The following is a 23,901-nucleotide window of genomic DNA, read 5'->3' as shown; positions in this document are numbered from 1 at the left end:
AACCTGACAAACGGAGAACCACCATGAAACCACTATTTGCCGCATTATCTGTCGCCCTTCTGCTCGGCACATCCATAAGCGCCCAAGCTGCCGAACAAACCACCCCCACCGACCGCAGCATCCAAGTGTACAAAAAAGCCGACTTAGCAGAATGGAACCGCGAAAACGCAGCCGGAGGCCAAGGCCCATTGCTCGGCAACTTTGCCTTCACGCGCCATCAAACCGCCGACCAAGACGCATTCAAAGAAATCGGCTGGCTCACATTACCGCCGGGTGCTTCCATCGGTCAGCACAAACATACCGGCAATGAAGACGTTTACATCATCGTATCCGGCAAAGGCCTGTTTACCGACAGCGAAGGCAAACAAACCGAAGTCGGTGCCGGCGACATTACCATCGCCCGCCCTGGACAGTCCCACGCACTCAAAAATATCGACAAAAAACCGTTGGTATTCCTTGATCTGATTGCAGAGACCACTGGCGCTAAAGCCGCCGAAACCAAGTAATGCTTTCAATGAAAGCAAACAATCTGCCATGACTTTCTGCCTTACCCAAACCAGGCTGCAGAGAGATTGTTCCGTTTTCATTTAAACCTACATACAAGCTAAAGGCCGTCTGAAAACCACGCTTCGTTTTCAGACGGCCTTTTTTCTCAAAAATCTTATCATATAAATGACGCAATGTTATATAATAACAGCCTTTCGAAATATGATGAGAAACTAAAATGACACAAACCACACTCAAACCCATTGTTTTATCTATTCTTTTAATCAGCACCCCCATCCTCTCCCAAGCGCATGAAACCGATCAGTCGGTTGACTTGGACGAGGTTACCGTCGTCGGCAAAAGCCGTCCGCGCGCCACTTCGGGGCTGCTGCATACTTCGACCGCCTCCGACAAAATCATCTCCGGCGATACCTTACGCCAAAAAGCCGTCAACTTAGGCGATGCTTTAGACGGCGTACCGGGCATTCATGCCTCGCAATACGGCGGCGGCGCATCTGCTCCCGTTATTCGCGGTCAAACAGGCAGACGGATTAAAGTATTGAACCATCACGGCGAAACGGGCGACATGGCGGATTTCTCTCCCGACCATGCCTTGATGGTGGACAGCGCCTTGTCGCAACAGGTCGAAATCCTGCGCGGCCCAGTTACGCTCTTGTACAGCTCGGGCAATGTAGCCGGTTTGGTCGATGTTGCCGATGGCAAAATCCCCGAAAAAATGCCTGAAAACGGAGTATCGGGCGAAGCCGGATTACGTTTGAGCAGCGGCAATCTGGAAAAACTCACGTCCGGCGGCATCAACGTCGGATTGGACAAAAACTTCGTGCTGCATACCGAAGGGCTGTACCGCAAATCGGGCGATTACGCCGTACCGCGCTATCAAAAAGAAGAAGGCCGTCTGAAACGACTGCCCGATAGCCATGCCGATTCAAAAACCGGCAGCATCGGTCTGTCTTGGGTTGGCGATAAAGGGTTCCTCGGCGTGGCGTACAGCGACCGTCGCGACCGCTACGGCCTGCCTGCCCACAGCCATCTCTACGACGACTGCCACGCCGACATCATCTGGCAGAAAAGTTTGATTAACAAACGCTATTTGCAGCTTTATCCGCACCTATTGACCGAAGAAGATGTTGATTACGATAATCCGGGCTTGAGCTGCGGCTTTCACGACGACGATAATGCACACACCCATGCCCACAACGGCAAACCGTGGATAGACCTGCGCAACAAACGCTACGAACTCCGCGCCGAATGGAAGCAGCCATTCCCCGGTTTTGAAGCCCTGCGCGTACACCTAAACCACAATGACTACCACCACGACGAAAAAGCAGGCGATGCAGTAGAAAACTTCTTCAACAACAAAACACACAACGCCCGTATCGAGTTGCGCCACCAACCCATAGGCCGTCTGAAAGGCAGCTGGGGCGTGCAATATTTGGGACAAAAATCCAGCGCGCTTTCCGCCATTCCCGAAACCGTCCAACAACCGATGTTGATTGACAACAATGTGCGCCATTACAGCTTTTTCGGTGTAGAACAGGCAAACTGGGACAATTTCACGCTAGAAGGTGGCGTACGCGTGGAAAAACAAAAAGCTTCCATCCAGTACGACAAAGCATTGATTGATCGGGAAAACTACTACAACCAGCCCCTGCCCGACCTCGGCGCGCACCGCCAAACCGCCCGCTCGTTCGCACTTTCGGGAAACTGGTATTTCACGCCACAACACAAACTCAGCCTGACCACCTCCCATCAGGAACGCCTGCCGTCAACGCAAGAGCTGTACGCACACGGCAAACACGTCGCCACCAACACCTTTGAAGTCGGCAACAAACACCTCAACAAAGAGCGTTCCAACAACATCGAAATCGCGCTGGGCTACGAAGGCGACCGCTGGCAATACAATCTGGCGCTCTACCGCAACCGCTTCGGCAACTACATTTACGCCCAAACCTTAAACGACGGACGCGGCCCCAAATCCATCGAAGACGACAGCGAAATGAAACTCGTGCGCTACAACCAATCCGGCGCCGACTTCTACGGCGCGGAAGGCGAAATCTACTTCAAACCGACACCGCGCTACCGCATCGGCGTTTCCGGCGACTATGTACGAGGCCGTCTGAAAAACCTGCCTTCCCTACCCGGCAGGGAAGATGCTTACGGTAACCGTCCTTTCATCGCACAGGACGACCAAAACGCCCCTCGCGTTCCGGCTGCGCGCCTCGGCTTCCACCTGAAAGCCTCGCTGACCGACCGTATCGATGCCAATTTGGACTACTACCGCGTGTTCAATCAAAACAAACTCGCCCGCTACGAAACACGCACACCCGGACACCATATGCTCAACCTCGGCGCAAACTACCGCCGCAATACGCGCTATGGCGAGTGGAATTGGTACGTCAAAGCCGACAACCTGCTCAACCAATCCGTTTACGCCCACAGCAGCTTCCTCTCTGATACGCCGCAAATGGGCCGCAGCTTTACCGGTGGCGTAAATGTGAAGTTTTAAAATCGGATAGGCAAACAAAAAAGGTTTTCAGACGGCCGTCTGAAAACCTTTTTTCTTGTTTTAACCAATCATTTAAAACTGACTATTAATCTTTCAACACATCTTGCACAGCCGCTTGAATTTTAGCCGCTGCTGCTTCGATTTGCTGCTGTTCGGTAGATTGGCTTGCCACTGTTTCAGCCGGAGTCGCTTGTGGAGCTGGCGCAGCTTGTTGAGCTGCGGCTTTAGGCTCAGATTCAGTTTGCGGCGCAGTCAGCGGCAAACGCGCCAATACAGTGCTGACGCCGGTAACTTTATCACCAATCGCCACTTGCGCCTGCGCATCGACAGGCAGATACATATCCACGCGCGAGCCAAAGCGGATAAAGCCATAACGTTCGCCGCGAGACAGTTTCGCACCTGCTTGGGTGTAGCATAAAATACGGCGCGCCACCAAACCGGCCACTTGAACAAAAGTAATTTCACGACCTGAAGCCGTAGTCGCCAAAACCGCATTACGTTCGTTTTCCGTGCTGGCTTTGTCCAAATCCGCATTCACGAATTTGCCTTTGTTATAGACCACTTTCGTTACCGTACAATCGGCAGGCGATTTTTGCGAATGCACGTTGAACACGTTCATAAAAATACTGATTTTCAAAGCATCGACATCACGATACGGATCGCGTGCGCGCTCAACCACCACGATACGGCCGTCAACAGGGCTCAACACCGCTTCAGGATTTTGCGGAATCTCACGCGCAGGGTCGCGGAAAAACTGCAGGGCAAATACGGTAAACACCCAAAACGGCAAAGACCACCAGCCGCAGCACATCGACACCAGCAGGCTCAAAGCCAAACCGCCGCCGATAATCGGCCAGCCCTCACGGGCGATAATCGGGTGGGGATACAAACGGTTCATCACTTATCCTTCATTTAATAATTTCAAAATTGCCGCCATTATATCTGAAACTCCAAACATTGAGGCCGTCTGAAATGTTCAGACGGCCGGTGTCTTTTGTAAAAAATACTCAATATAGATAAAGCTTCAGTTTCGGCAACACAATGACGCAGCGTCCTCAACAAGCGGTTCACACGCTCCAACAACACGCCGCAAATATCATTTTGACCAAACCTCAGCCCTCGATTATCTCGACAAGCCCAGTATGACCGCCAATACCAGCCAAATCCAATGCCGACGGCGCGATGTAGAAAACAAAGCACGTTGAGACAGCAAACGCGTTTGGCTCAACTGATACGCCACATCTGCGAGCTTAATCAACTGATTGCCCTGTCGTGTTTTGCTTTCTTCCGCTTTACGCAGTTTCAAATTTTCCGCTTCAATCCGCAGCCGCACCAGCTTAGCTTCTAAAAGCAGCAGCTCGCGCTCTTCTTCATACTCCTGTTGCTTCATCGTCCGCATCCTTATCTATCTCACCGCGCAAATACGCAATGTCCGATCGAATATCCTGCAAGGTTTCAGCCACACGACTGCCCTGCTCCCGATAGTCCGCCGACACTTTGCGGAACAATACAGCAATAATCAGCAGGCTTACAAAGAAAATGCCGAAAAATACCCACAAAGCGGCCACATCCGACAGCACGCGGTTCAAGCCAAACAACAAACCGACCAAGCCCACCATCAACAGCGCGCCGGACAACACCAGCCAAATCGCCAAACGGAACACATTCTCCGCCTGACGCGTCAAATCCAAGCTCAATACCTGCAAACGCAGCAACAGCAAATCCGCGCCCTGATTCAACAAAGCCTTGCCATGTTCAAAACGCTGGCGAATTCCCATCTCGATTATCCTTTTTTCTTAGGAAACATAAGGCTAAGGCCGTCTGCACGGCGCAATGAAATCCATGATTTCATGTGCACGCCTGTTCAGACGGCCTTAACATATTCGCATTAACGGCGGTTCAACAACACACCGACAACCAAACCGGCCAATGCGGCAAAACCCATTGCATAATATGGTTTTTCATGCACCACTTCATCAGCTTGTTTGGCACCGCGTTTCAAGCGTGCACCAGCATCTGACTCTAATTCGGAAAAAAGCTCTTTACCATCTTTAAATCGTTCGCTAATTTCTTCTTCGAAGCTGCTAAAACGCTCTTTGGCTTCTGCCAATTTTGCTTCCAATTTAGCGCGAATTTTACTACCTTCTTCCGAACCGGCTTCAACACCATTGCGGTACAGTTCGTCCACATCATCCATTACTTCTCGGATATCTTCCAACAAAGCATCACGACGTTTTTCAAAATTATGTTTTTTCATACTACTCTCCTATAGATTGATATGATTACAGATTGTTTATCTGTTAATAGTATTATAACCATTTATTTCCAAATAAACGTTAATTTAAATTAAATTAAGTTCCTATAACGAAAACAACCCGATGAAATTTAAAAAAGGCCGTCTGAAAACTTCAGACGGCCTTTTCCATTCAGCTTAAAGACTTAAGTCTTATGCCAAACCTTTTGCTTTCAACACTTCCAGCATGGTAGTGCCTAACTCGGCAGGGCTGCGGGTGTAAGCGATACCGGCTTTTTCGAAAGCGGCGAATTTTTCTTCGGCAGTACCTTTACCACCGGAGATAATCGCACCGGCGTGACCCATACGTTTGCCTTTAGGAGCGGTAACACCTGCGATGTAACCTACAACAGGTTTGGTTACGTTGGATTGGATGTATTCGGCTGCTTCTTCTTCCGCAGTACCGCCGATTTCACCAATCATGATGATGGCGTCGGTATCTGGGTCTTCTTGGAAGAGTTTCAGTGCGTCGATTTGGTTCATACCAGGAATCGGGTCGCCGCCGATACCGATACAGGTTGATTGACCCAAGCCCAGTTTGGTGGTTTGTGCCACAGCTTCGTAAGTCAATGTACCGGAACGGGAAATAATACCGATGCGGCCTGGAGTGTGGATGTGGCCCGGCATAATACCGATTTTGCACTCGCCCGGAGTAATCACGCCCGGGCAGTTAGGGCCGACCAAGCGGGTACCGTTGCCGTTGGTTTCCAAGTAACGTTTGGCTTTGAGCATGTCCAAAGTAGGCACGCCTTCGGTAATCACAACGACCAAGCCTACGCCTGAATCAACGGCTTCAACGATAGAATCCAAAACAAACGGAGCGGGAACGTAAATTACAGATGCGTCCGCGCCGGTTTCTTTAACGGCTTCTTTCATGGTGTTGAATACAGGCAGGTTCAGGTGGGTTTGACCGCCTTTGCCTGGGGTAACGCCGCCGACAACTTTAGTGCCGTAAGCCAGAGCTTGTTCGGAGTGGAAAGTACCGTTTTTACCGGTGAAACCTTGAACCAATACTTTGGTGTCTTTATTAATCAATACGCTCATTCTTTTCTCCTTAGGCGTTTACGGCTGCAACAATTTTTTCGGCTGCGTCATTCAGGCCGTCTGCAGAAGTCAGTTTCAGACCTGATTCGTTCAGGATTTTCGCGCCGAGTTCGGCGTTGTTACCTTCCAAACGAACAACGACAGGAACGTTGACGTTGATTTCTTTAACGGCTGCCACGATGGCTTCCGCAATCATGTCGCAACGTACGATACCGCCGAAGATGTTGATCAATACGCCTTTAACGGATTTGTCTTCCAGAATCAGTTTGAACGCTTCAACCACGCGGTCTTTGGTTGCGCCGCCACCAACGTCCAAGAAGTTGGCAGGTTGGCCGCCTTTGAGTTTGATAATGTCCATAGTGGCCATCGCCAAACCGGCACCGTTCACCATACAGCCGATGTTGCCTTCCAGGGCAACATAGTTCAGGTCGAATTCAGAAGCTTTCAGCTCACGTTCGTTTTCTTGAGATTTGTCGCGCAAAGCGGCAATTTTCGGCAGGCGGTAGAGCGCGTTGCTGTCGATACCGATTTTGCCGTCCACACAGGCCAAGTCGCCGTTTTCACGGACTGCCAATGGGTTTACTTCAAACAGTGCGAAGTCGTTTTCGATAAACGCTTTGTACGCACCGGTCATCAGTTTGACGAACTCGTTGATTTGTTTGTCTTTCAAGCCCAGTTGGAAGGCAACTTCGCGAGCTTGGCAAGGTTGCAGGCCAACCAGCGGATCAACGGTTACTTTGAAGATTTTTTCTGGAGTTTCGGCAGCAACTTTTTCGATTTCCACGCCACCTTCGGTAGAAGCCATGAATGTAACGCGGCGGGTAGAACGGTCAACCACTGCGCCCAAGTACAGCTCAGTTTGAACCGGATACATATCTTCGCAAACCAAAACGCTGTTGACAGGTTGGCCGTTGGCATCGGTTTGGTAAGTTACCAAGTTGGTGCCAATCAGGCTTTCAGCCACTTCTTTAGCTTCTTCGCGGCTTTTAACGACTTTTACGCCACCCGCTTTACCGCGGCCGCCGGCGTGTACTTGTGCTTTGACAACAGCGAATTTACCGCCCAATTTGTCGTAAGCTGCAGCGGCTTCTTCGCCGTTGTGTGCCAAAATACCGCCTTGTACGGGCAAACCGTAGCTAGCCAGCAGTTCTTTAGCCTGATACTCGTGTAAATTCATGGATTTCTCCTTAAGGTGAGTGGGTTTTAGGAATCGCCCTGCGGCCAATCCCATATTTTCAGACGGCCCTACTATTTACTGAAAGGCAACCACATCCGCGCCAGCAGATACATGGTTGCGCCTCCTCCTCCGAGAATAAAAAAGACAATGCCTTTTTTACGCGAATTCGGGCAGAGCAGATAAACGGCAAGGCTGAAACTGATAAACAACAATGCCACGCGCCAAACCAATTCTTTATCTTTGAAACGGTTGAGCGTATAAGTTTCGGTCATCATCACATACATCTGCCACAATGCGGCCATACACATGCTGATGATGCCCATCGGTATAAAGAAAATACCGACTATTTCTTTGTTCATAATGAATGTAAATGCTGTTTGTTTGTCTGACGGAATTATAAATCAGAAAACGAAGCTCTCGGAACATTCAATTTGTCGGAGGTCTTAAGGCCGTCTGAAAAATTTCAGACGGCCTTAATGTCTATCAACCGTGCAAAGCGCGTTTGTCGGCCGCCAATGCAGCTTCGTGAACCACTTCGGACAAGGTTGGGTGGGCATGGATGATGCGGGCGATGTCTTCGCTGCTGGCGAAGAATTCGAGCGCAGTCACGCCTTCGGTAACCAATTCGCTGACAACCGGACCAATCATGTGTACGCCTAAGATGCGGTCGGTTTTGGCATCTGCCAATACTTTGACCGTACCTTTGGCTTTGCCCATTGCCAATGCGCGACCGTTTGCGCCGAAACCTGAAGTACCTTTTTTGTACTCCACGCCTTCGGCTTTGAGTTGCTCTTCGGTTTTACCCACCCAAGCGATTTCAGGGTCGGTGTAAATCACGAACGGTACGTTGTTGAAGTCGATATGCGGTTTTTGACCGGCAATGCGCTCTGCAACGGCAACACCTTCGTCACTGGCTTTGTGTGCCAACATCGGGCCGCGAACCACGTCGCCGATTGCCCATACGTTAGGCAGATTGGTACGGCATTCGCCATCTACTTTGATAAAGCCGCGTTCGTCTTTTTCCAAGCCTACGGCTTCGGCGTTCAGGCCTTTGGTGTTTGGAATACGGCCGATGGCAACAATCAGTTTGTCGAATACTTCGGTTTTGGCTTCGCCGGCAGCAGTTTCGTAAGCAACGGAAACGCCTTTGCCTTCAGATTTGATGTCGCCGATTTTCACGCCCAATTCGATGCTCAGACCTTGCTCTTTGGTGAAGTATTTGAAGGCTTCCTTGGCGATTTGTTGGTCGGCGGCAGCCAGGAAGGTCGGCGCGGCTTCAAGAATGGTAACTTCTGCACCCACGCGGTTCCATACGGAACCCATTTCCAAACCAATCACACCGGAACCGATCACGCCGAGTTTGGCAGGTACTTCGGTCAGATTCAATGCGCCTTCGTTGTCTAATACGTTCACGTTGTCTATAGCAACTTGTGGCAGCGGACGCGGTACGGAACCGGTCGCTACGATGACGTGTTTGGCTTCGATAACGGTTTTCTCGCCTTTGTTATCGACTTCGATTTGATAAGCATCGCCATTTTTACCAGCAAAAGAAGCAGTACCGAACAGGCTGGTTACTTTGTTTTTTTGGAACAGGAATTTCACGCCGCCGGTCAGCTTGGTTACGATGGCATCTTTGCGCTCAATCATTTTGGCTGCGTCGAATTTTACGTCGCCGACAGTGATACCGTGTTCTGCAAAATCGTGTTGCGCAGCGTGGAAATGTTCGCTGGATTGCAACAGGGCTTTAGAAGGGATACAGCCTACGTTCAAGCAAGTACCGCCCAATGCTGGGGCGTTGCCTGCTTTGTTAACGCCTGCGTCAACGCAAGCGGTTTTGAAACCCAGTTGCGCAGCACGAATGGCGGCAACGTATCCGCCCGGGCCTGCACCAATCACTACTACATCATATTGAGACATCGTGTCATCCTTTGCTTTTGCAGTATCTCAAAATAAAAACGATACTTTTTGTTTCTTTTTTATTTTGAATGACTGCGTTTTGATGGTTTTAAGAAAAGGCCGTCTGAAAGTCTATATCTGCCGATTCATTCGAATCAAATGTTTCAGACGGCCTCAATCGTTCGTTGAGCCTATTGTAGCACGATACTACATTACGCTACATCTAAATAAAAATTCAGACGGCCTTTTCATTAACAAATAAAAGGCCGTCTGAAACGATTACAGATCCAACAACAGGCGTGCTGGGTCTTCCAACGCGTCTTTAATGGCTACCAAGGTCAATACAGCTTCGCGGCCGTCAATGATACGGTGGTCGTAAGACAGAGCCAGATACATCATTGGACGGACAACAACTTGACCGTTTTCAACCACAGCGCGCTCTTTAGTGGCGTGCATACCCAAAATCGCAGATTGAGGCGGGTTGATGATCGGGGTAGACATCATAGAACCGAAAGTACCGCCGTTGGTAATACTGAATGTACCGCCGGTCAGATCTTCGATAGCGATTTTGCCGTCTTTTGCTTTTTTCGCGTAATCAACAATTGCTTGTTCGATGTCGGCAATGCTCATTTGGTCGGCATCGCGCAGGATTGGCACAACCAAACCGCGTGGGCTGCCAATTGCGATACCGATGTCGAAGTAGCCGTGGTAAACGATGTCTTTGCCGTCAACAGAAGCATTCACAACCGGGTATTTTTTCAGGGCGGCAACAGCGGATTTAACGAAGAAGGACATAAAGCCCAATTTCACGCCGTGTTCTTTCTCGAATTTATCTTTGTACTTCGCACGCAAGTCCATGATTGGTTTCATGTTGACTTCGTTGAATGTAGTCAAAATGGCGTTTTCTTGTTGAGAAGCCAAGAGGCGTTCTGCAACACGGGCACGCAGGCGGCTCATTGGTACGCGTTCTTCAGGACGTGCGCCGGCAGGAAGTGCAACGGCAGGGGCTGCGGCTGCGGCAGGTTTGGCAGCGGCATTTTGTACGTCTTCTTTCAATACGCGACCGTCACGGCCGGAACCTTGCAATGCGTTCACGTCAACACCGGTCTCGGCAGCCAGTTTGGCGGCAGCAGGCATAGCGGCGTTGTTTTGTGCAGCAGCAGGAGCGGCGGCTGGGGTAGCTTCGGCAGGCGCGGCGGCTGGGGCTTCAGCAGCGGCAGTAGCAGCTGTATCGATGCGAGCCAAAACTTGGTCGGCAACAACGGTTTCACCGTCTTGAGCTACGATTTCAACCAATACGCCGGCTTGTGGAGAAGGGACTTCCAAAACCACTTTGTCAGTTTCGATATCGATCAGGATTTCGTCACGGGCAACTGCTTCGCCAACTTTTTTCTTCCATTCCAAGAGCGTGCCCTCAGATACGCTTTCAGACAGCATAGGTACTTTTACATCAATAATCATTTTGTGTCTCCAATGGCCCTTTCAGACGGCCTGTTGTGTGTTTTTAATTCTGCATATGGGCATTCCGCCTGAACAATTTCAAACGGAATGCCACTAGGTTTACAACGCCAAAGCGTCTTCAACCAATTGTTTCAATTGAGCAATGTGTTTGCTTGAGTAGCCCACTGCAGGCGATGCACTGCTTGGACGACCGGCATAAGACAGTTTTTGCTCTTCGCTGATAACGTCTTCGATACGGTGGCGGATTTGGTAGAACGCACCTTGGTTTTTCGGCTCTTCTTGCGCCCAAACCACAGATTTTGCGTTCGGGTATTTCGCCAGTTCAGCTTTAACCTCATCGTATGGGAACGGATACAGCTGCTCAACGCGGACGATAGCAACATCATTTTCCAGTTTACGCTCGGTACGGCCGGCTTCCAAGTCATAGTAAACCTGACCGGCACACAATACCACGCGTTTCACGCTGTCGTTGCTTGCACGTTCTGCGGTATCTCCGATAACTGGACGGAAAGTCGAACCTTCGGTGAAGTTTTCCAGCGGGCTCATTGCACCTTTGAAGCGCAACAGGCGTTTGGACATGAAAATCACCAGCGGTTTGCGGTATGAACCCAAGACTTGACGTTGCAAGAGGTGGAACATTTGCGACGCTTCAGACGGCATGATGACTTGCATATTGTTCTCAGAACACAGTTGCAACCAACGTTCTACACGTGCAGAAGAGTGCTCAGGGCCTTGACCGTCGTAACCGTGCGGCAGGATGGTGGTCAGACCGCACAAACGACCCCATTTGGTTTCGCCTGAAGACAGGAATTGGTCGATAGTTACTTGCGCGCCGTTAGCGAAGTCACCGAATTGCGCTTCCCAAATGGTCAGCTTGTCAGGAGCGGAGCAGGCAAAGCCGTACTCGAACGCCATTACGGCTTCTTCGTTCAAGATAGAGTCGATAACCAGGAACTCGCCCAAGCCTTCGCCCATGTTGCGCAGAGGAACATAAGTACCGTCGTCCCATTTTTCGCGTTTTTGATCGTGCAGAACGGCATGACGGTGTGAGAATGTACCGCGGCCGGAGTCCTCACCAGAGATACGCACGCCATGACCTTTGGTCAGCAGGCTTGCGTATGCGAGGGTTTCGGCCATACCCCAGTCGATGGCTTGTTTGCCGGATGCCATGGCTTTACGCGCTTCGATCACACGTTTTGCAGTCGGATGCAGGGCAAAGCCTTCCGGTACAGCGGTGAATTTCTCAGTAAGACGCTCAATGTCGGCGGCAGGCAAACCGGTTTCGATTTTTTCGCGCCAATCTTTGCCTTGGTATTTGCTCCAGTCGATTTGTGTGCGTTGGAAATTGCTCAACGTTGTTTGTTCAACATGTTCGCCTTTGTCCAAAGCATCACGGTAGGCTTGGATGTAACCGTCAGCCTCAGCTTGGGTTACCACGCCTTCGGCAATCAGTTGCTCGGTGTACAAAGCACGCGCACCTGGGTGTTGCGATACTTTTTTGTACATCATCGGTTGGGTCAAGGTCGGATCATCGCCCTCGTTGTGGCCCCATTTACGGTAGCAGACAACATCAACCACGATGTCTTTATGGAATTTTTTGCGGTAATCCAAGGCAGCTTGGATGGCAAAGCAAACGCGTTCAGGATCATCGCCATTCACATGGATAACCGGAGCGGAAACCATTTTCGCGATATCGGTACAGTGTACGGTTGAACGGGTATCGCGGGTATCGGAAGTCGTAAAGCCGATTTGGTTGTTGATCACGATGTGAACAGTACCGCCGGTGGTATAACCGCGTGTTTTAGACAGGTTGAATGTTGCTTGGTTAACACCCAAACCGATAAATGCGGAGTCACCATGAATCAATACCGGCAAGACTTTATCGCGGCCGTTTTCGCCCAAACGTTTTTGTTTGGCGCGTGCAGAACCTTCTACTACTGGATTAACGATTTCCAAGTGTGACGGGTTGAATGCCAAAGAAACGTGCATCGGGCCGTGTGGCGTAGCAATGTCGGAGCTGAAGCCCATGTGGTATTTCACGTCGCCGCTAGGCAATTTGATTTCGGCACGGCCTTCAAATTCGGCAAACAGATCAGCCGGTTTTTTGCCCAAAATGTTAACCAAAACATTCAGACGGCCACGGTGTGCCATACCGATGATGACTTCTTCCACGCCGTCTTTACCGGCGTTTTGAATCAAATAGTTCAAACCGGCAATGGCACTTTCGCCACCTTCGACACCGAAACGTTTTTGACCGACATATTTGGTATGCAGGTAGCGTTCCAGAGTTTCGGCAGCAGTCATTTCTTTCAAGATACGGCGTTTTTGTTCAACGTTGTAGCTTGGTGTAGACAGTACGCTTTCAAAATAATTACGAACCCAACGACGCTCTTCGGTATTTGGAATGTAGATGTACTCTACCGCGATATGGCCGCAGTAGGTTTGTTTGAGGTTACTGATGATTTGGGACAGAGGCAGTTTGCTCTGACCGGAAAAATCGCCCTCGCCCATATTGAACTGAAGTGCCATATCGGCATCTGACAGACCGTGGAATTTAGGATCGAGAGCTTCAATATTTTGAGGAGGAATACGTTTGAGCGGATCAAGTTGGGCTGCACCCACGCCTTGGATACGATAGGCAGAAATCAGTCGCAAAACGCTGACTTGCTTTTTCATCATTGCCTCATCCACACCGCCTGCGACGGCTGCGGCAATTTTCTTTTTAGCCAAAGTGGCAAATGATTCACGAATCGGTGTATGGGCAACATCGACAGCGACTGCGCCCGGCTGTTTACTCAAATCGGTAAAGTACTGTTTCCATTTTTCATCGACAGATTCCGGATTATCCAGAAACTTTTCATACAACTCCTCGATGTATGGCGCATTAGAACCAAACAGATAAGAGAAATTGAGTTTTTCGTCCATCATGGCGTGAGCTCTTTTCTTTAAAATATAAACAAAGGGTAGAATCCCGTGTTCTCCGAACGGAATTCAGGCCGTCTGAAATGACACTTTATTCTACCCTATTTCAAATCAAATTACCTGCTATCAACTTAATTAATTACGACCAACCTCATTGAAAACGGCAATTCGATTTTTTCAAACGACTTTTCAACAATATATTAATGTATTGTTTATTAGCGTTTATCTACCGGAACGTAATCGCGACGTTCTGCACCGGTATAAAGTTGACGTGGGCGACCGATTTTCAGTGCCGGATCGCTAATCATTTCATGCCAATGAGAAATCCAACCTACACTGCGCGACAATGCGAAGATAACGGTAAACATTTCAGTTGGAATGCCCAATGCAGACAAGACGATACCAGAGTAGAAGTCGACGTTTGGATACAGCTTGCGTTCAACAAAGAATGGGTCTTTCAGTGCAATTTGTTCCAATTCCATCGCCAGCTTGAATTTAGGACTGTCTTCCAAGCCCAATTCTTTTAAGACTTCATAACAGGTTTCGCGCATGATGTTGGCTCGTGGGTCCATATTGCGGTATACGCGGTGACCGAAGCCCATCAGACGGTATTTGCGTTGTTTCACACCTTCCATGTATGCGGCAACATTAGACACATCGCCGATTTCATCCAGCATCTTCAACACAGCTTCGTTTGCACCGCCGTGTGAAGCACCCCACAGACAGGCGATACCAGCAGCGATACAGGCAAATGGGTTCGCCCCTGAAGAGCCTGCCAAACGTACGGTCGAAGTAGAAGCATTTTGCTCGTGGTCGGCATGCAAAATAAAGATGCGGTCGAGCGCGCGGGCCAAGACTGGATTAGGTTTGTATTCTTCACACGGTGTGGCAAACATCATGTGCAAGAAGTTTTCAGCATAGGAAAGGTTATTTTTTGGATAATTGAACGGCAAACCGTTGGAATAACGGTAACACATTGCCGCAATGGTCGGAATTTTGGAGATTAAGCGGTAAATCGCGATTTTGCGGTGTTCAGGATTGGTAATATCCAAGCTGTCTTGATAGAAAGCAGACAAAGCGCCAACCACACCCACCATCATCGCCATCGGGTGCGCATCGCGACGGAAACCGCGGAAGAACCAAGTCAACTGTTCATGCACCATAGTATGGTGGCTGACTGTAGCATCAAATTCTTTTTTCTGTTCGGGCGTAGGCAGCTCGCCGTAGATCAACAGGTAACAAACTTCCAAGTAATCGGATTTTTCGGCCAACTGCTCGATAGGATAACCACGGTAATATAACAGACCTTTATCGCCGTCAATATAAGTGATTTTGGATTCGCAACTTGCAGTGGACACGAATCCTGGGTCGAATGAAAACAGACCTGTATTTTTTGTCAACGCACGGATGTCAACCACATCATGGCCGATACTTGCTTCCAATACTGGCAGTTCCAAGGTCTCTTGATTTGGGGTGGTGAGCTTGACTGATTTAGACATTCTTAAACTCCTTTGTAAGTTGGGGCTTTCGTTGCCGCCCAAGCGGCACGGTCCTTTTTTCAGACGGCCTCAGTATGGAAAAAGCTTGTTCGGATTGGCATCGCAAACAAGCTCTATAACACATCATGCCTGTCTGATTTTTTCAAGCATGGGAATCAGGTGTTTCTTGTCCGTTGCCGAATGTCCGTTAATCAAGGCAAGCAACTCTTGGTCTTGAAATTCGAGGATTTCGGAAAATTCGGACAACTCCTGATCACTCAGGTGCTCGAATTCTTTTTCCATAAACCTGCCGAAGATTAAGTCTAGTTCTAACAATCCCCGGCGGGTTTGAAAACGGATTTTCCGTTTGGCAATATCGTCAAAAACCATCATTTCTTAAACGGCTCGTTTCAACATAATCTCTTTAATCTTACCGATGGCTCGGGTCGGATTCAAGTGTTTAGGACATACGTCTACGCAGTTCATAATGGTGTGGCAACGGAACAAACGGTATGGGTCGTTCAGATTATCCAAACGCTCATTAGTGATGGTATCACGGCTATCCGCAATGAAACGGTAAGCATTCAGCAAGCCAGACGGACCAACGAATTTATCAGGATTCCACCAGAATGACGGGCAGGCAGTCGAACAGCAGGCGCACAAAATACACTCGTACAAACCGTCCAACTCTTTACGCTCTTCCTGAGTTTGCAGACGCTCTTTGTCCGCATCGATAGGGTTGTCGTTGACAACGTAAGGTTTGATTGAGTGATATTGTTTGAAGAACTGGGTCATATCCACAATCAGGTCGCGGATAACAGGCAGACCTGGCAGAGGGCGGATTTTAACCGGCTGTTTCAGGCTGCGCAGATCGGTCAGACATGCCAAGCCGTTTTTACCGTTGATGTTCATACCGTCAGAACCGCAAATACCTTCGCGGCAAGAACGGCGGAAAGACAATGTATCGTCTTGTGCTTTCAGGCGCACTAAAGCGTCCAAAAGCTTAACGTCGGTTGGTTCCAATTCCAACTCGTAACGTTGCATATAAGGTTTGGCATCAACGTCCGGGTTGTAACGGTAAATTTCAAAACTCATTTTTTCCATGAGAAGTGTTCCTTTTCTCATAAACTGCTCAATGATTTTGTATTATGAATTCAAGCAGTTCAATGTGGGTATGGTTAGGTTTCAGACGGCCTTTAAGGTAAAGGCCGTCTGAAAACTCATCAATAAACGCGTTTAGCCGGTTTGATGTATTCCACGCTCAAAGGCTTGGTATGTACCGGTTTGTAAGACAAAGTATTGGTATCTGAATGATACAGGGTATGTTTCATCCAGTTTTCGTCATCGCGCTCAGGATGGTCGTCTGAAGCGTGTGCGCCACGCGATTCTTTACGTGCTTCGGCAGACACCAAAGTCGCTTTCGCTACTTCAATCAGATTATCCAACTCCAAAGCTTCGATACGCGCGGTATTCCATACTTTGCTCTTGTCTTTGATTTCAGTACGTTTCACGCGCTCGGCAATCTCCATGATTTCTCGAACGCCTTTGCTCAGAATCTCATCGGTACGGAACACACCGGCATGCAGTTGTACGGAGCGTTGCAGTTCGCGACGCAATGCATCAACGTTTTCACCATCGGTTTGGTTGTCCAAACGCTCGATACGTTGGCGGGTCAACTCACCGGCATTAGCAGGCAGAGGTTTCCAGTCGCTTTGCTCTTTGATGAATTTAATCATGCTGTCGCCGGCAGCTTTACCGAATACCACCAAGTCCAACAGGGAGTTGGTACCCAAGCGGTTCGCACCGTGCACGGAAGCACAAGCACACTCACCTGCCGCATACAGACCTTTTACAGGCACTTCGTAATCTTCACCTTGCGGAACGACAACTTCGCCATGGTAGTTAGTCGGAATACCGCCCATCATGTAGTGGGTAGTCGGCACAACAGGAATTGGGTCTTTAATCGGGTCGATACCGGCAAACTGGATGGAAATCTCGCGGATGCCCGGCAGTTTTTCCATAATTTTTTCTGCGCCGATATGGTCGATTTTCAGCAAAACGTGGTCTTTGTTTTTACCACAGCCGCGACCTTCGTAGATTTCCATCGCCATCGCACGGGAAACCACGTCACGGGAAGCCAAGTCTTTTACGGTTGGAGCATAACGTTCCATAAAGCGTTCGCCATCGGCATTCAACAGAATACCACCCTCACCGCGCACACCCTCAGTAATCAATACACCGGCACCGGCTACACCGGTCGGGTGGAATTGCCAGAATTCCATGTCTTCCAACGGAATACCTGCACGGGCACAAATACCCAAACCATCACCGGTATTCATATAAGCATTGGTTGAAGACGCATAAATACGGCCGCCACCACCGGTAGCAAACATCACGGCTTTAGCGTGGAAAATATAAACTTCGCCGGTTTCCATTTCCATGGCGGTTACACCGACGACGTCGCCGTTTTCATCACGAATCAAATCTTGTGCCGTCCATTCCACAAAGAATTGTGTATTGGCACGGACGTTTTGTTGGTACAAAGTATGCAACATCGCATGACCGGTACGGTCGGCAACCGCACATGCACGTTCTACCGCACGTTTACCATGTTCGGCAGTATGACCACCGAAAGGACGTTGGTAGATTTTGCCACTTTCCACACGGTCAAAAGGCATACCCATGTGTTCCAACTCAATTACGGCTTCAGGCGCGGCGCGACACATAAACTCAATCGCATCTTGGTCGCCCAACCAGTCAGAACCTTTCACGGTATCGTACATATGCCAATCCCAACGGTCTTCTTGCACATTACCCAATGAAGCAGAAATACCACCTTGAGCCGCTACAGTATGAGAACGGGTTGGGAAGACTTTAGACAAAACAGCACAATTCAGGCCGGATTTAGACAATTGGAGGGCTGCGCGTAAACCTGCACCACCACCGCCAACAATCACGGCATCAAACTTGCGAACAGGATAACCCATATTTACCCCCAAATTACTTTAACAGAATACACCAAGCAGCCTACCAACCAAACGATGGTGGCAACTTGTAAAAACAAACGCAGACCGAAAGGCTTAATGTAGTCCATCCACAAATCGCGGATACCTACCCATGCATGCAGGAATACAGCCAAGAAGCTCACTTGGGTAAATACTTTTACCCAAGTTTGATCAAAAAATGCCTGCCATGCCGAATATTCTTTAGGCAACGTAAACAAAACAACCAAAAGAACCACGGTGTACACCAACATGATGACCGCAGTTGCACGTTGCATTGCCCAATCGCGCAAACCGTAATGCGCACCTGTCAATTTACGTTCTACCATAACAAAGCTCCCAAAACGACGGTCAGAATCAAAGCAGAAGCAAATACAACTTTAGCAGTAGTACGGGCAGTATTTAATTCCAGGCCTTTATGCACATCCAAAAACAGAAAGCGGATACCGGCGAAAAAGTGGTGCAGATATGCCCACAACAGACCGATAAGGATCAGCTTCACAAACGGATTGGAAATAGCAGTACGATATGCTTCAAACGACGCTTCGCGATCCAGCGTTCCGGAGAAGAAATACAAGAGAACAGGCAGCATCACAAACAAGCCGACGCCGCTGATACGGTGAAGAATAGATACAATCCCCGGTATGGGCAATCGGATATTCGGAATTTCCAAAAATACCGGGCGTGATTTGGCGGACATGGTCAGTTCCTCTAGATTTATTATCAGCTCAAAACCTATAGCTCAGCACTACAATAAGCTACATAAACCATAATTTACCTGTTTTATCTCATTTTGAACAGTGCAATTTATGAATGCTCTAATGATTTTTACCAAAAGACTAATAAAATCAAACAATCATTCTTAGATTTTTTTTGTGTGGCTAGCCTTTTTTGTTACTTTCCTGCAATTAAGCCATCTCCCCATCAAAGCACTTACGATAACATCATTATTGTTTGAGAATTGTATCTATTGTGAGATAAATTCTCACTCTTGATACCTAATCTTTACAAAGGCATAAGCCATTCTTAACTTATTACCATTGCATTATCATCACTACTCTTACATAGTTATACATTCAAAGACATTTCATCCGCCCAAAATAGACTAAAATACGACGTAACACCAACCATGTTTCCATACCTAAAAAGGAAGCTGCATCATGACACACTCCCCTCATCAAAACACACCCGATCCGGAAGACTACATCCCCTCCTTCCGCCGTCGAAACTTAGACACATCCGGCTTCATGAAAAAACTCGGACGCTTTGCCGGTCGCTTGGGTAAACCTGTCGTCCGCCAGCTTTATGCGCTTTATTATCTCTGGGAATCCGAACATACACCCAAACGTGCAAAAATGATTATTGTCGGCGCACTGGTTTACTTCCTCAGTCCTATTGACAGCATTCCCGACCTTCTGATTCCATTTGGCTTCAGCGATGACATTGCCGTCATTGCGCTGGTTTATTCTCAGATGAAAAACTATCTGACCGAAGATATTCAAGAAAAAGCCCGTCAAGCGGCTGACAAGCTGTTTGGTTCTTAATTGGATAAAGTCCGACTACACATATATAAATACAAAAAGAAGGTCGTCTGAATATTCAGACGGCCTTCTCAGTTTATGACTTTTTATTTCAAAGGCTGCATACCCATAACTTCCATCAGGAAGTTGGTAAACGCAGGATTGCTTGGTTTGGTATCCATGTTTTTCCAACGCTGTTGCCAACCGCGCAAAGCACCTTGGATGTACTGTTTGGATTGCTCGGTAGTAATTTCACCACGTTGGCTGTCAACGGCAGAACGCAGATAAACTTCGTACATACTGTCATCGACAGAGTTGCGTCCCACTTGTTGGATACGGAAGCGGTTCAAATATTGTGCAGCCTGAACTTTGGTCAGACTACCTTGGCTCACTTGGGTACTCAAGCGACGTGCTTCATCATGAATCTTGGAAACATCTGCCCAATGCGAAGGAGCTAAATGATAACCGGTAGCTGAAACTTGTGAATCAGCCTTAGGTTTCTTAACGTTGGTTGGTCGAACTGGCACTTCTTTCAATGTTGGAACATAAATCGATTCACAACCGGCAAGTGCCGCCACAGCAAAGATAGGAAGAATGTATTTTTTCATAATGCGCATTATAAGCATGATTCGTTGAAGAAACCAACTTTTGAATAATGGTATTCAAAGCTCATTAACTGAATTACAACAGATTTCATACGATATCTCAAGCCCATACGCAAAAAAGGCCGTCTGAAAACGGCCTTTTAACAACAATCCTATATTATGCCAAATCGGCAAACAGAGGCGTAGAAAGATAGCGTTCGCCATATGATGGCAACAAGACAACGATCAACTTACCTTCGTTTTCAGGTTTTTTAGCCAGTTGCAATGCGCTCCATACTGCGGCACCTGAAGAAATACCTACCAAAATGCCTTCTTTTTCAGCCATAGCGCGCGCAGTTTCAAACGCTGCCTCGTTAGGTACTTTGGAAATGCTGTCGTAAACAGTCGTATTCAAAACGCTGGGGATAAAGCCTGCACCCAAACCTTGAATCGGATGCGGACCTTTCTCGCCACCGCTCAATACTGGGGAAGCTTCAGGCTCGACAGCCACGATTTGAACTTCGGGTTTGTATTTTTTCAATACTTCGCCCACACCGGTAATCGTACCGCCTGTACCTACACCGGCCACGAAAATATCTACTTTACCGTCTGTATCGCGCCAAATTTCTTCGGCAGTGGTTTTGCGGTGAACTTCAGGATTAGCCTCGTTATCAAATTGGCGCGGCATAAAGTAAGTATCTGGATGTTCGTCCACCAAAGACTGGGCTTTAGCAATAGCGCCCGCCATACCTTCGGCAGCAGGTGTCAAAATTAGCTCTGCACCGAATGCACGCAGCAGCATTTTGCGTTCTTTACTCATGCTTTCAGGCATAGTAATCGCCAATTTATAACCGCGGGCCGCACACACCATGGCCAAACCGATACCGGTATTGCCACTGGTTGCCTCGACGATAACGGTATCTTTATTGATTTTACCGGCTTGCTCGGCCGCTTCAATCATAGATTCGGCAATACGGTCTTTCACGCTGCTGCCTGGATTAAAGAATTCAAGTTTAACGGCGATTTGCGCTTTTAAACCTTCGGTCAGGCGGTTCAGTTTCACCAGAGGTGTGTTGCCGATCAGCTCGGTAATATTATTTGCAATTTTCATTTCCTGCTCCTGATTTAGATGTAATACAGCCTGCATATTAAACTCAGGCCGTCTGAAAAACCAATATCGAAAATTTCTTTCTTTATAACTTTTGGTTCAAGCGCGGTCAATATCCACTGCGCTCAAAAATCAATGTAACGGCAACTACAGCCTGCATCACGACGGCAACCATCCAACCTGCCCACATCTGCCGCATACTGAAAAGAGAGGCAGACTGCTTGCAAACAACCACTCTGTGCAGATAAAACACCAGCATCAGGACGCCCTGCAATGCAAACCAATAAATGGGTTTCAAAGCATAAATTTTCAGCAAGGCCGCCCACGCAAAAACCGCGCCCGCCAGCGGCAAGATGAAATAAACCACGCCTACCAAGAAAACAAAAGCCAAAGTCATGACGACATTGGAAACCGCAAATAAGGTCAAACCGGCATATTCGCCTGCCGACCAAAACTTTTTGTCTTCCGTTTTACTGCAGTCATCAATAAAGAAGAAAATACTGGCGATTGTCAGATAAAAATGAGGGATGAACAAAGGGCCTGTATGCGTAAAGCCCCATATTCCGGGCAACAAGCGTGCGCCCAGTGCCGAAATCCCCAGCCACAACAACACCGTAGCCCAAAGCCATTGAAACCGCTGCGCGCGAAAAATAAATGCCAACGATACCGCAGCATACGCGACGGCAAACCAAAAATCCAAAGAAACCATCATGAATACTGCAACTCGCCTTCAAAAACAGTTTCCGCAGGGCCGGTCATTTGCACATCGCCACCTTCTTCCCAACTGATAAACAATTCACCTCCAGGCAGAGTAACACGCACAGGCGCACCCGCTTTCAGCAAGCCATTGCGCACGCCTGCCACCACGGCCGCACACGCTCCAGTGCCGCAAGCCTGAGTTTCCCCCACCCCGCGTTCAAACACTCGCAGGCGGACTGACAATTCATCTTCAACCTGCAAAAAGCCGACATTGACCCGTTCAGGAAACTGCTCGTGCGATTCAATAGCGCCGCCCCAATATTCCACCGGCGCAGTCTCAACATCATCAACCAAAATCACCGCATGCGGATTACCCATATTCACACAGCTTACCGGTACAGACTCCAAACCGACCAAGACAATATGTGTCAGCGCATCTTCATTTTCACCATGTGCAGGCACAAACGGAATTTCAGACGGCATGAAACGCGGTTTACCCATATTGACGGTAACCAAACCGTTATCCAACAGCTTCGGTACAATAATCCCTTTGGCCGTTTCGACCAAAATTTCCGTTTTATCCGTCAAACCCTTATCCGCGACAAAACGCGCAAAACAACGCGCTCCATTGCCGCACTGCTCTACTTCCCGACCATCGGCATTGAAAATGCGGTACCGAAAATCGACCGCATCAGAAGAAGGCTTCTCCACTACCAAAAACTGATCAAAACCCACGCCGCGATAGCGGTCTGCCCATTGGGCAAGCGGCGCAGTCAACGGATCAAAGTCCTGATCGATGGCATTAACCACCATAAAATCATTGCCCAAGCCGTGCATCTTCGTAAATTTCAAAGTTTTCATTATTTATTCACATTCTTATTAAATCATTATTTCGGCACATTCTACACCAGAATGATATATTCGTTTCTATCTTGTTTCTCAGACGGCCTTGCGCCCTTTTACCAATACTAACACCAGCCACCCCGCAAAAATACTATACTTCCCACATTACAAATATTTCTTATTACAAGGATACACATTATGAAAAAAATTCTCTTACCTGCCCTTTTGGCCGCTTCACTCAGCGCATGTACAGTCGGCACGCCCGGTGTTTCCGTCGGCTTAGGCGTCGGCACCAGCATCGGCCGCCATGTCGGCCTGGGTACATCCATCAACATCCCTGTCGGCTTGGACAAAACCAAAACCACCAAAGGCACGGATTCAGACGGCATCCGTATCTCAGAAGAACAAATCGTGACCTATTTTGATGCACACGGCACACCCAGCAACAGCGCAGTCAAAGGTGGCTTCCATCGCCAACTGATCAGCAAACGTAACAACGAATACGTCGTCCAAGACTTTTACAGCGACAACAGTCAAAAACGCACGGACCCCTACGTTCTCAGCCGTAACCAACTGATGCAGTTCCGCGCCACGCCAAGCAATGGCTCGTTAACCACTTACGCCTACAACGGCACGGTGATGCAGCAACAAGTATTCCAAAACGGCAAATTGGTTAACGCCAAATACTAAAGGCCGTCTGAAACGGCTGAGGAGCATGTGAAACTTGATTACAAAATATTTTTAACATTCAAACATTTGAAATATTTTGCACCATTTCCTTAAAAATATTGATTGACACATTTTTTCCAGCCATTATAATACGCCCCATTCCCCGATAGCTCAGTCGGTAGAGCGACGGAC

The 23,901-nt window shown here is 48.5% G+C and carries 24 protein-coding genes; 4 read left to right on the top strand and 20 right to left on the bottom strand.

Annotated elements, in window-relative coordinates; genetic code table 11:
• The first annotated feature begins 23 nt into the window (after positions 1-23).
• Together HMPREF2952_RS04750 and znuD are read left to right on the top strand one after the other, a co-directional pair.
• Entirely contained in the window at positions 24-506 is a 483-nt protein-coding gene (locus tag HMPREF2952_RS04750) for a cupin domain-containing protein (RefSeq protein ID WP_070695332.1), read from the top strand.
• 218 nt (positions 507-724) lie between these two features.
• Positions 725-3,013, top strand: coding sequence for a TonB-dependent zinc receptor ZnuD (znuD, locus tag HMPREF2952_RS04745; RefSeq protein ID WP_004519280.1), 2,289 nt, complete (start codon positions 725-727; stop codon positions 3,011-3,013).
• An 85-nt stretch (positions 3,014-3,098) separates the two neighbouring features.
• Here znuD and HMPREF2952_RS04740 read toward each other — a convergent pair whose 3' ends face one another.
• The 16 genes from HMPREF2952_RS04740 to sdhC form a co-directional block, all read right to left on the bottom strand.
• Positions 3,099-3,911: a phosphatidylserine decarboxylase gene (locus tag HMPREF2952_RS04740; RefSeq protein WP_004519279.1), complete on the bottom strand. Its 813-nt coding sequence runs from the start codon at positions 3,909-3,911 to the stop codon at positions 3,099-3,101.
• A gap of 225 nt (positions 3,912-4,136) precedes the next feature.
• Positions 4,137-4,403, bottom strand: a complete 267-nt coding sequence (locus HMPREF2952_RS04735) for a hypothetical protein (protein ID WP_070645454.1) — start codon at positions 4,401-4,403, stop codon at positions 4,137-4,139.
• The gene (locus tag HMPREF2952_RS04730; protein WP_070632098.1) at positions 4,384-4,791 is read right to left on the bottom strand and encodes a phage holin family protein; all 408 of its coding nucleotides are present in this window, start codon (positions 4,789-4,791) and stop codon (positions 4,384-4,386) included. The genes HMPREF2952_RS04735 and HMPREF2952_RS04730 overlap by 20 nt, the downstream gene beginning before the upstream one ends.
• A gap of 110 nt (positions 4,792-4,901) precedes the next feature.
• Positions 4,902-5,270: an ElaB/YgaM/YqjD family protein gene (locus HMPREF2952_RS04725; protein ID WP_070608049.1), complete on the bottom strand. Its 369-nt coding sequence runs from the start codon at positions 5,268-5,270 to the stop codon at positions 4,902-4,904.
• 189 nt (positions 5,271-5,459) lie between these two features.
• Complete coding sequence (gene sucD / locus HMPREF2952_RS04720; RefSeq protein ID WP_002221113.1) at positions 5,460-6,350, bottom strand: succinate--CoA ligase subunit alpha; 891 nt, start codon at positions 6,348-6,350, stop codon at positions 5,460-5,462.
• A gap of 10 nt (positions 6,351-6,360) precedes the next feature.
• A complete protein-coding gene (gene sucC / locus HMPREF2952_RS04715) occupies positions 6,361-7,581 on the bottom strand; it encodes an ADP-forming succinate--CoA ligase subunit beta (protein ID WP_301667771.1) in 1,221 nt (406 codons plus the stop codon).
• A 17-nt stretch (positions 7,582-7,598) separates the two neighbouring features.
• Positions 7,599-7,886, bottom strand: a complete 288-nt coding sequence (locus HMPREF2952_RS04710; RefSeq protein ID WP_004519272.1) for a hypothetical protein — start codon at positions 7,884-7,886, stop codon at positions 7,599-7,601.
• A gap of 124 nt (positions 7,887-8,010) precedes the next feature.
• Positions 8,011-9,444 carry a dihydrolipoyl dehydrogenase gene (lpdA, locus tag HMPREF2952_RS04705; RefSeq protein ID WP_002217382.1) on the bottom strand — a complete coding sequence of 478 codons (1,434 nt, stop codon included), beginning with the start codon at positions 9,442-9,444 and terminating at the stop codon, positions 8,011-8,013.
• Positions 9,445-9,702: 258 nt separating this feature from the next.
• Positions 9,703-10,884, bottom strand: a complete 1,182-nt coding sequence (gene odhB, locus HMPREF2952_RS04700; RefSeq protein WP_004519270.1) for a 2-oxoglutarate dehydrogenase complex dihydrolipoyllysine-residue succinyltransferase — start codon at positions 10,882-10,884, stop codon at positions 9,703-9,705.
• A 99-nt stretch (positions 10,885-10,983) separates the two neighbouring features.
• Positions 10,984-13,812: a 2-oxoglutarate dehydrogenase E1 component gene (locus HMPREF2952_RS04695; protein ID WP_004519268.1), complete on the bottom strand. Its 2,829-nt coding sequence runs from the start codon at positions 13,810-13,812 to the stop codon at positions 10,984-10,986.
• 209 nt (positions 13,813-14,021) lie between these two features.
• Positions 14,022-15,305 (bottom strand): citrate synthase, encoded by a 1,284-nt coding sequence (gene gltA, locus HMPREF2952_RS04690; RefSeq protein ID WP_004519267.1) that lies wholly within the window; start codon positions 15,303-15,305, stop codon positions 14,022-14,024.
• Positions 15,306-15,428: 123 nt separating this feature from the next.
• Positions 15,429-15,677 carry an FAD assembly factor SdhE gene (locus HMPREF2952_RS04685; protein ID WP_003678830.1) on the bottom strand — a complete coding sequence of 83 codons (249 nt, stop codon included), beginning with the start codon at positions 15,675-15,677 and terminating at the stop codon, positions 15,429-15,431.
• Positions 15,678-15,680: 3 nt separating this feature from the next.
• A complete protein-coding gene (locus tag HMPREF2952_RS04680) occupies positions 15,681-16,388 on the bottom strand; it encodes a succinate dehydrogenase iron-sulfur subunit (RefSeq protein ID WP_003678833.1) in 708 nt (235 codons plus the stop codon).
• Between the two features lie 119 nt (positions 16,389-16,507).
• Complete coding sequence (gene sdhA / locus HMPREF2952_RS04675; RefSeq protein ID WP_049336762.1) at positions 16,508-18,271, bottom strand: succinate dehydrogenase flavoprotein subunit; 1,764 nt, start codon at positions 18,269-18,271, stop codon at positions 16,508-16,510.
• A gap of 2 nt (positions 18,272-18,273) precedes the next feature.
• Positions 18,274-18,615, bottom strand: coding sequence for a succinate dehydrogenase, hydrophobic membrane anchor protein (gene sdhD, locus HMPREF2952_RS04670; protein ID WP_003678837.1), 342 nt, complete (start codon positions 18,613-18,615; stop codon positions 18,274-18,276).
• Positions 18,609-18,986, bottom strand: coding sequence for a succinate dehydrogenase, cytochrome b556 subunit (gene sdhC / locus HMPREF2952_RS04665; protein WP_049336763.1), 378 nt, complete (start codon positions 18,984-18,986; stop codon positions 18,609-18,611). The genes sdhD and sdhC overlap by 7 nt, the downstream gene beginning before the upstream one ends.
• A gap of 460 nt (positions 18,987-19,446) precedes the next feature.
• Between sdhC and HMPREF2952_RS04660 the strand changes: the two genes are divergently transcribed.
• Complete coding sequence (locus tag HMPREF2952_RS04660; protein WP_049329785.1) at positions 19,447-19,830, top strand: YkvA family protein; 384 nt, start codon at positions 19,447-19,449, stop codon at positions 19,828-19,830.
• 83 nt (positions 19,831-19,913) lie between these two features.
• On the opposite strand, the gene HMPREF2952_RS04655 is transcribed toward HMPREF2952_RS04660, so the two are convergent.
• The 4 genes from HMPREF2952_RS04655 to dapF all read right to left on the bottom strand — a co-directional run bounded on the left by HMPREF2952_RS04655 (position 19,914) and on the right by dapF (position 23,058).
• Positions 19,914-20,423 (bottom strand): membrane lipoprotein lipid attachment site-containing protein, encoded by a 510-nt coding sequence (locus HMPREF2952_RS04655; RefSeq protein WP_039861947.1) that lies wholly within the window; start codon positions 20,421-20,423, stop codon positions 19,914-19,916.
• A 145-nt stretch (positions 20,424-20,568) separates the two neighbouring features.
• Complete coding sequence (gene cysK, locus HMPREF2952_RS04650; protein ID WP_107723629.1) at positions 20,569-21,501, bottom strand: cysteine synthase A; 933 nt, start codon at positions 21,499-21,501, stop codon at positions 20,569-20,571.
• 106 nt (positions 21,502-21,607) lie between these two features.
• Positions 21,608-22,210: a hypothetical protein gene (locus tag HMPREF2952_RS04645; protein ID WP_049336767.1), complete on the bottom strand. Its 603-nt coding sequence runs from the start codon at positions 22,208-22,210 to the stop codon at positions 21,608-21,610.
• Complete coding sequence (gene dapF / locus HMPREF2952_RS04640; RefSeq protein WP_049336770.1) at positions 22,207-23,058, bottom strand: diaminopimelate epimerase; 852 nt, start codon at positions 23,056-23,058, stop codon at positions 22,207-22,209. Before dapF ends, HMPREF2952_RS04645 begins: the two co-directional genes overlap by 4 nt.
• A 180-nt stretch (positions 23,059-23,238) precedes the next feature.
• Here dapF and HMPREF2952_RS04635 point away from each other — a divergent pair, with 180 nt between their 5' ends.
• Positions 23,239-23,730: a hypothetical protein gene (locus tag HMPREF2952_RS04635; RefSeq protein WP_049336771.1), complete on the top strand. Its 492-nt coding sequence runs from the start codon at positions 23,239-23,241 to the stop codon at positions 23,728-23,730.
• Positions 23,731-23,901 lie beyond the last annotated feature (171 nt).

The sequence above is a fragment of the Neisseria sp. HMSC068C12 genome (genome assembly GCF_001814095.1).
In the GTDB taxonomy this organism is placed as follows: domain Bacteria; phylum Pseudomonadota; class Gammaproteobacteria; order Burkholderiales; family Neisseriaceae; genus Neisseria; species Neisseria perflava.
Note: the sequence above shows the minus strand (reverse complement) of the source record. Positions and strands in the feature narration are given on the sequence as shown.